We start from the raw sequence: 7,485 nt of genomic DNA, 5'->3' as shown, positions 1-7,485 counted from the left end.
ATAAGAGACAGTGGATGCCCTGCTCGCCAGCGGAAGTCTGAACCTGTCGCTGACCTTTAACCCGGCGCATGCGCAGCAAAAAGTGGCGAGCGGCGAACTGCCTGCCGACAGCTACAGCTTTGGTTTTCAGGACGGGATGCTCGGCAACGTGCATTTTGTAGCTATTCCGGCTAATGCCAGCGCGAGCGCGGGGGCGAAAGTGGTCGCCAATTTCCTGCTGTCGCCGCAGGCGCAGATCCGCAAGGCCGACCCGGCCATTTGGGGGGATCCGAGCGTGCTGGATGCGAAAACGCTGCCCGAAGGTGAAGCGAAACAGCTGCAGGCCCACACGCCTCAGGGGCTGCCGAAGGTGCTCCCGGAGCCGCAGTCCGCGTGGGTGAACGCGCTGGAGCAGGAATGGCTGCGTCGTTACGGCACCCGTTAGGCTGGCTTGTCTGGCTGGCGATGACGGTGATTTATCTGCCGATCCTGCCCGCTGGCACCGTGCTGTTCGCGCCGGCCTTTTCCGTGACGAACTGGCAGCGGCTGCTAAACGATCCTCAGCTGCCGCAGGCAGCCGTTGCCACGCTGGTCTCAACGCTTATCGCTACGCTGGGGGCCTTGTTTATCGCCCTTTCCCTCGTGGCTCTTTTCTGGCCCGGCACCCGCTGGCGGCGCCTCAGCACGCGCCTGCCGTGGCTGCTGGCGATCCCCCACGTGGCCTTCGCCACCAGCGCGCTACTGCTGTTTGCCGAGGGCGGACTGTTTTATCAGGTTTGTACCGTCTGTTCGCCGCCGTTTGACCGCTACGGCGTAGGGCTGGGCCTGACGCTCGCGGTCAAAGAGAGCGCATTCGTGCTGTGGGCCATTTACGCCGTGCTGCCGGAAAAAGGGCTCGCGCAGCAGAAGATCGTCCTGCAAACCTTTGGCTACGGGCGTTTTCAGACGCTCAGCTGGCTGATCCTTCCGGCGATCGCGCCCGTCCTCGGGGCGGTGATGCTGGCGGTGCTGGCGTGGTCGCTGTCGGTTGTGGACGTAGCGATCGTTCTCGGGCCCGGCAACCCGCCCACGCTGGCCGTGCTGGCCTGGCAGTGGCTGAGCCAGGGCGACGCGCAGCAGCAGGTGAAAGGAACGCTGCTGTGCCTGGTGCTCCTTCTTTTGCTGGCCGCGCTTGCCGCGCTGGGGTACGGCCTGTGGAAGGTCTGGCATCGCGCGATTCCGGACCTGAGCGGGACGCGCCGCAGGTTGCATCTCGTCCTGCCTGAACGCGCATTCAGCGGCTTTTTGCCCGCATGCGGCCTCCTTTGCGCCGCCGTGCTGTTGATGCTGGCGCAGCGGGACGACGTAGGTCCCGTGGGAACCAGCCTCTCCTTCGGACTGCTTTCGAGCCTTATCGCCCTGATCGTCATTTTTCTCTGGCTGGAATGGGGGCCGCAGCGCGGCGCGGCATGGGTGTGGCTACCGCTCGCCCTTCCGGCACTGCCGCTCGTCACCGGGCAATACGCGATTGCTTTGCATCTGGGTCTCGACGGAGGCTTTATCGCCGTCCTCTGGAGCCATCTGCTGTGGGTGCTACCGTGGATGCTACTGGTGCTGCAGCACGCCTGGCGGCGGATCGATCCCCGGCTTATCCTTACCGCCAGAACGCTCGGCTGGCGGCGGGCAAAAATTTTCTGCCTGCTGAAATGTCCCCTGCTGGTGCGTCCTGCGCTGCTGGCCTTTGCCACCGGCTTTTCCGTCAGCATGGCCCAATATATGCCGACCCTGTGGCTGGGCGCGGGACGTTTCGCCACGCTGACCACCGAGACCGTCGCGCTCAGCAGCGGAGGCAGCATCCCGGTTCTCGCTAACCGTGCCCTGGGATTACTGCTGGTCACGGGCGTCGTATTCGGTCTTGCTGCGCTGTTATCCCGGCTCGCGGGCCGCTACCGTCAAGGATTACGTTAATGCTGAAGGTCAACGATCTCACCATCGAACCGCTTTTCCGCAAGGTCAATTTTTGCGTACCCCGCGGGGAGATTGTCACCCTGATGGGGCCGTCCGGCAGCGGCAAATCGACCCTTTTTGCCTGGATGGTCGGCGCGCTGTCAGAGGATTTTCAGGCGCGGGGCGAACTGTGGATCGGCGAACGCCGCTGCGACGGTTTGCCCGTCGAATCCCGCGGTCTGGGGATTCTTTTTCAGGACGCGCTGCTGTTCGACCCTTTCAGCGTTGGGCAAAATTTGCTGCTGGCCTTGCCTGAGCGGATCGCGGGACGCGCACGGCGGGAAGTGGTCGAGCAGGCGCTGGATTCCGCCGGGCTTGGCGGTCATTACGACAGCGATCCGGCCACCCTTTCCGGCGGAGAGCGCGCCCGGGTGAGCCTGCTGCGCGCCCTGCTCGCAGAGCCGCAGGCGCTGCTGCTGGACGAACCGTTCAGCCGCCTTGATAAAGCGTTACGCACGACGTTCCGGGCATGGGTATTTGACGCCGTCCGCGCGCGCAATATTCCGGTGGTGCTGGTCACCCATGACGAGGACGATATTCCGCCCGGCGGCAAGGTGATGGAGATTTCTCGCTGGCAATAATGTGCTAACGCAATGTTTTCCGTTTCGGGAGAGACGACAATGCCCCCCTCTTTTACTGACGTCAGGTTATTCGATGAAACGTGTTTCTCAACTGACCGCGCTGGCCCTGATCTGCGGCCTCGCCTCTTTTTCCTCTCAGGCTGCTGATATGGCCAACGCGATGACGCTGTCTCAGCTTCAGGCGCAGCACGGCGCGGCAATCGACACCCGCCCCAGCGCCTTCTATAACGGCTGGCCGCAGACCCTCAGCGGTCCTTCCGGGCACGAACCCGCTGCGCTCAACCTGGCAGCCGCCTGGCTTAGCGCCATGAGCGACGAGCAGATTGCACTTTGGGCAAAACAGCATCAGCTTACCCCTGCGACGTCCATCGCGCTGTATGGCGACGAGAACGATAACCAGGCGGTGAAAGCCCGTCTGGAGAAAGCTGGTTACCGCCACGTTTCGCTGCTCAGCGATGCTCTGCAGACGCCCGACCGCCTGCAGCGCCTGCCCCACTTTGAACAGTTGGTTTACCCGCAGTGGATCCACCGGCTTCAGCAGGGCAAACCGGTGACCGCCGCGCCGGCGGGCGAATGGAAAGTCATAGAGGCGGCCTGGGGCGCGCCGAAGTTTTACCTGCTTAACCACATTCCCGGCGCGGGCTACATTGACACCAACGAGGTGGAAAGCGAGCCGCTGTGGAACAAAGTCTCCGACGACAGGCTGAAAGCAATGCTGGCAAAGCACGGGATCCGTCACGATACCACCGTCATTCTGTACGGGCGCGACGTTTACGCCGCCGCGCGCGTGGCGCAGATCATGCTCTACGCGGGCGTGAAGGATGTGCGCCTTCTCGATGGCGGCTGGAAGGCGTGGTCAGATGCCGGTCTGCCGGTTGAGCGCGGTACGCCCGGCAAAGTGGCTCCTGCCCCTGATTTTGGCGCGCCGATCCCCGGCCAGCCTCAGCTGATGGTGGATATGGAACAGGCGCGCGGCATGCTGCACCGTCAGGATGCCTCCCTGGTCAGCATTCGTTCGTGGCCGGAGTTTATCGGCGAAACCAGCGGCTACAGCTACATCAAGCCAAAAGGTGAAATTGCCGGCGCCCGCTGGGGCCATGCGGGCAGCGATGCCACCCACATGGAGGATTTCCATAACCCGGATGGCACCATGCGCAGCGCTGACGACATCGCCGCCCAATGGAAGCGCTGGAATATTCTGCCGGAACAGCAGGTCGCGTTTTACTGCGGCACCGGCTGGCGGGCGTCCGAAACCTTTATGTACGCCCGGGCGATGGGCTGGAAAAATATCGCCGTCTATGACGGCGGCTGGTACGAATGGAGCAGCCACCCGCAGAACCCGGTCACCGCCGGAGAGCGCGGACCAGAGAGTGCTATCTAACGGGTGAGCGACTTCAGCGTCACGTAGCCGCTCCAGATGCGCGTTGTGGTGGTCATCCAGCACAGCGCGCCGAATATCCACGCGAACAGCGTAAACTGTGCCGGAAACAGGCAGCACAGCACGAACAGCGCGATGGTCTCCGTCCCTTCCGTTAACCCGCCGATATAGTAAAACGACTTATGCGCATAGCCGGGGTTGTCGATCTCGTGCTTCGCCGCCAGCGCGGCAAAGGCGAGAAAACTGCTGCCGGTGCCGATAAACGCAAACAACAGCCAGGCCGCCGCCAGCGCATTCTCTACGGGTGCAGCCAGCGCAAAGCCAAACGGCACCAGCGCATAGAACAGAAAATCGAGGGCGATATCGAGAAACCCTCCCGCATCCGTCAGCCCTCTCCGACGCGCCAGCGCGCCGTCCAGACCATCCAGCAGGCGGTTCAGGACGATGGCGGCCAGCGCCGCCGAATACCAGCCGAGGGCCAGAAACGGCAACGCCAGCAGGCCGATGGCAAACCCGGCAAGCGTTAATCCGTCGGGCGTAACGCCCGGCTTATCCAGCACGGATACCAGACGGTCCAGAGCGGGCTTTACCCGCGGGTGCAGGTGACGGTCAAGCATCAGGCTTCCCTTTAAACGTGGCGCACAGCCCCTGTGCCGGTATATCCAGCGCGGCATTAAACCGGGCCGAGAGATTCTGAAAGGCAATGAGCGCCGTCATTTCAGTGATGGCATCATCCGTAAAGTGGCGTTGCATCGCCGTTTTGATTGCTTCATCCACCCGGGGCGGCGTGGCGGTCACCGCCTCCGCATAGGCCAGCGCCGCGCGCTCCTGTTCACTGAACACGTCAGAATCAGCCCAGCCGCTTACGGCCTGGACTTTATCCAGCGCGCCGCAGCGCTCGGCCAGGCGCAGGCTGTTGGCGTCAATGCAGAACGCACAGTGGCACAGCTGCGATACGCGCGTCATGAGCAGCGAGCGCAGCACTGGCGTCAGGCGCGCTTTTCTGCGCTCCAGAAACCCCAAAAACAAAGCGACCAGCCAGAACAGACGCGGCATGCGTCCCCACCAGCGCGTGGGGTTCAGCACGGCGCCGAAGTGTTTTTGCTGCATGGCGGCAATAGGTTTTACGCTCGCCGGAAGGGTTGGGATGGGCTCTACCCAGGTGGACGTCTCTTTCACCTGATTCTCCTGATGGCTGGACTCTTTGAAAGGGCACGATAATATGGCGTTTTTCGCTATCAAGTATTGACGACCATGCTAAAAACAGTCGATGTCGTTGCGGCCATCATCGAAAAAGACGACAAAATTTTACTGGCACAGCGCCCTGCTCACGCCGACCAGCCGGGAATGTGGGAGTTCGCTGGCGGCAAAGTGGAGGCCGGAGAAACCCAGCCTGAGGCGCTTATCCGCGAGCTGCGTGAAGAGCTGGGTATCGAGGCACAGCCTGAGCAGTACGTGGCGAGCCATCAGCGCGAGGTATCACAGCGGTTAATCAACCTGCACGCCTGGCACGTACCCCGCTTCAGCGGAGAGTTAACGGCGCACTACCACAGCGCGCTGGCGTGGTGTACGCCGGAAGAGGCTTTCAGTTATGAGTTAGCTCCGGCGGATATTCCGCTGCTGGAGGCGTTTATTCTTTTACGCGACGCCAGACCAGCGGATTCGTGCTGATGGTACGTTCATCGCGCTGGCACTGCAGCAGCACGCCATCCGCCTTCACGACGGCCCCTTCAGAATAGTTTTGATCCTGGTAGATGCAGCACTGGTTACACGGCTGCGCGCGCTGGCCGCTGGAGCTAAACACCTCCGGCGGCACGTTCACTTCTACATCCGGGCGAATGCGGTCAGCCTGCGCGCCTGCGGTCAACATCAATGATAACGCGGCCATCACGTAACGGTTCATAGACTTCTCTTCCTGTTGTGTCCTGATAATGACTATAACGGTAAATCGGACAGAATCTTTAATTTAGCGCGCCATCGCTTTTTGTTATGACGCGGCCCGGGTCATTAATTTCCCTTTCGGTCCACATTTCTGCTTGCTTCACAAAGCGGTACGGGTGGTATAGTCAAAAAAACAACACAAATCGCATAAGCAACATACATTAATGACTATAAGAGGTTCTTATATCTATGGATCAGACACGCTCTCTGGAAAGTTTCCTTGCCTATGTTCAGCAGCGCGACCCGCATCAAAGCGAATTTGCTCAGGCCGTTCGTGAAGTAATGACTACCCTCTGGCCGTTCCTTGAAGAAAACCCGCGCTATCGTCAACTGTCGCTGCTGGAACGTCTGGTTGAACCAGAGCGTGTGATCCAGTTCCGCGTGACCTGGGTGGATGACCGCAACCAGGTACAGGTCAACCGCGCCTGGCGCGTGCAATTTAACTCCGCCATCGGTCCGTTTAAGGGCGGCATGCGCTTCCACCCTTCCGTGAACCTGTCGATTCTGAAATTCCTTGGCTTTGAACAGACGTTTAAAAACGCGCTCACCACCCTGCCAATGGGCGGCGGTAAAGGCGGGAGCGATTTCGACCCGAAAGGCAAAAGCGAAGGCGAAGTGATGCGTTTCTGTCAGGCGCTAATGACCGAGCTCTACCGCCACCTCGGCCCGGACACCGACGTACCGGCGGGGGATATCGGCGTGGGGGCCCGCGAAGTGGGCTTTATGGCCGGGATGATGAAAAAACTCTCCAACAACAGCGCCTGCGTCTTTACCGGCAAAGGGTTATCGTTTGGCGGCAGCCTGATCCGCCCGGAGGCGACCGGCTACGGCCTGGTTTACTTCACCGAGGCAATGCTCAAGCGTCACGGCTTAGGTTTCGAGGGGATGCGCGTGGCGGTCTCCGGCTCCGGTAACGTGGCGCAGTACGCTATCGAAAAAGCGATGCAGTTTGGTGCCCGCGTGGTGACTGCCTCCGACTCTAAAGGCACGGTAGTGGACGAAGCGGGCTTTACGGCGGAGAAGCTGGCGCGCCTGTGCGAAATCAAAGCCAGCCGCGATGGCCGACTTGCCGATTATGCCGCGGAGTTTGGCCTGACGTATCTGCAAGGCAAACAGCCGTGGGGCGTGCCGGTGGATATCGCCCTGCCGTGCGCCACGCAAAACGAACTGGACGCGGACGCCGCGCGCACGCTAATTAGCAACGGCGTGAAGGCGGTAGCGGAAGGGGCGAATATGCCGACCACTATCGAGGCGACGGATCTGTTCCTGGAGGCGGGCGTGCTGTTTGCGCCAGGCAAGGCGGCAAACGCGGGCGGCGTGGCGACCTCCGGCCTGGAGATGGCGCAAAACGCGGCGCGGCTCGGCTGGAAGGCGGAGAAAGTGGATGCCCGTTTGCACCACATCATGCTGGATATTCACCATGCCTGCGTCGAGTACGGCGGCGAGGCATCGCAAACCAACTACGTGCGCGGGGCAAATATCGCCGGGTTCGTGAAGGTGGCGGATGCGATGATTGGGCAGGGTGTGATTTAAGGTTTATATCATGCGGCCGGGTGCCCTCACCCCGGCCCTCTCCCACAGGGCTGTCTCTTATACACATCTGACGCTGCCGACGACGGA

At 61.3% G+C, this 7,485-nt stretch carries 8 protein-coding genes and 1 pseudogene; 6 read left to right on the top strand and 3 right to left on the bottom strand.

The annotated features are described in order from the left end of the window. Window positions 1–10 precede the first annotated feature (10 nt). The 4 genes and pseudogenes from HBA26_RS22205 to HBA26_RS22190 form a co-directional block, all read left to right on the top strand. Window positions 11–424, top strand: a pseudogene (locus tag HBA26_RS22205) (ABC transporter substrate-binding protein); the annotation flags it as partial. Next, window positions 397–1,926: a thiamine ABC transporter permease gene (locus HBA26_RS22200; RefSeq protein WP_126345723.1), complete on the top strand. Its 1,530-nt coding sequence runs from the start codon at window positions 397–399 to the stop codon at window positions 1,924–1,926. The pseudogene HBA26_RS22205 and the gene HBA26_RS22200, both read left to right, overlap by 28 nt. Next, window positions 1,926–2,546 carry an ATP-binding cassette domain-containing protein gene (locus tag HBA26_RS22195; RefSeq protein ID WP_126345724.1) on the top strand — a complete coding sequence of 207 codons (621 nt, stop codon included), beginning with the start codon at window positions 1,926–1,928 and terminating at the stop codon, window positions 2,544–2,546. The genes HBA26_RS22200 and HBA26_RS22195 overlap by 1 nt, the downstream gene beginning before the upstream one ends. 73 nt (window positions 2,547–2,619) lie before the next feature. Next, entirely contained in the window at window positions 2,620–3,927 is a 1,308-nt protein-coding gene (locus tag HBA26_RS22190; protein ID WP_126345725.1) for a sulfurtransferase, read from the top strand. Here the strand turns inward: HBA26_RS22190 and HBA26_RS22185 are convergent. Then, complete coding sequence (locus HBA26_RS22185) at window positions 3,924–4,541, bottom strand: CDP-alcohol phosphatidyltransferase family protein (RefSeq protein ID WP_126345726.1); 618 nt, start codon at window positions 4,539–4,541, stop codon at window positions 3,924–3,926. The genes HBA26_RS22190 and HBA26_RS22185 overlap by 4 nt on opposite strands. Further along, complete coding sequence (locus HBA26_RS22180; RefSeq protein WP_126345727.1) at window positions 4,534–5,103, bottom strand: carboxymuconolactone decarboxylase family protein; 570 nt, start codon at window positions 5,101–5,103, stop codon at window positions 4,534–4,536. The genes HBA26_RS22185 and HBA26_RS22180 overlap by 8 nt, the downstream gene beginning before the upstream one ends. 75 nt (window positions 5,104–5,178) lie before the next feature. Between HBA26_RS22180 and HBA26_RS22175 the strand changes: the two genes are divergently transcribed. Next, window positions 5,179–5,595 carry a pyrimidine (deoxy)nucleoside triphosphate diphosphatase gene (locus HBA26_RS22175; protein ID WP_045261602.1) on the top strand — a complete coding sequence of 139 codons (417 nt, stop codon included), beginning with the start codon at window positions 5,179–5,181 and terminating at the stop codon, window positions 5,593–5,595. Here HBA26_RS22175 and HBA26_RS22170 read toward each other — a convergent pair. Then, window positions 5,555–5,827 carry a YnjH family protein gene (locus tag HBA26_RS22170; RefSeq protein ID WP_028012780.1) on the bottom strand — a complete coding sequence of 91 codons (273 nt, stop codon included), beginning with the start codon at window positions 5,825–5,827 and terminating at the stop codon, window positions 5,555–5,557. The genes HBA26_RS22175 and HBA26_RS22170 overlap by 41 nt on opposite strands. Before the next feature lie 227 nt (window positions 5,828–6,054). On the opposite strand from HBA26_RS22170, the gene gdhA reads away from it, so the two are divergent. Next, window positions 6,055–7,398, top strand: coding sequence for an NADP-specific glutamate dehydrogenase (gdhA, locus tag HBA26_RS22165; RefSeq protein WP_126345728.1), 1,344 nt, complete (start codon window positions 6,055–6,057; stop codon window positions 7,396–7,398). Window positions 7,399–7,485 lie beyond the last annotated feature (87 nt).

It is taken from the genome of Enterobacter sp. 725m/11, assembly GCF_011683705.1.
Lineage (GTDB): Bacteria > Pseudomonadota > Gammaproteobacteria > Enterobacterales > Enterobacteriaceae > Enterobacter > Enterobacter bugandensis.
The sequence above is the reverse complement of the archived record's forward strand: the minus strand, read 5'-3'. Positions and strand labels throughout refer to the sequence as shown.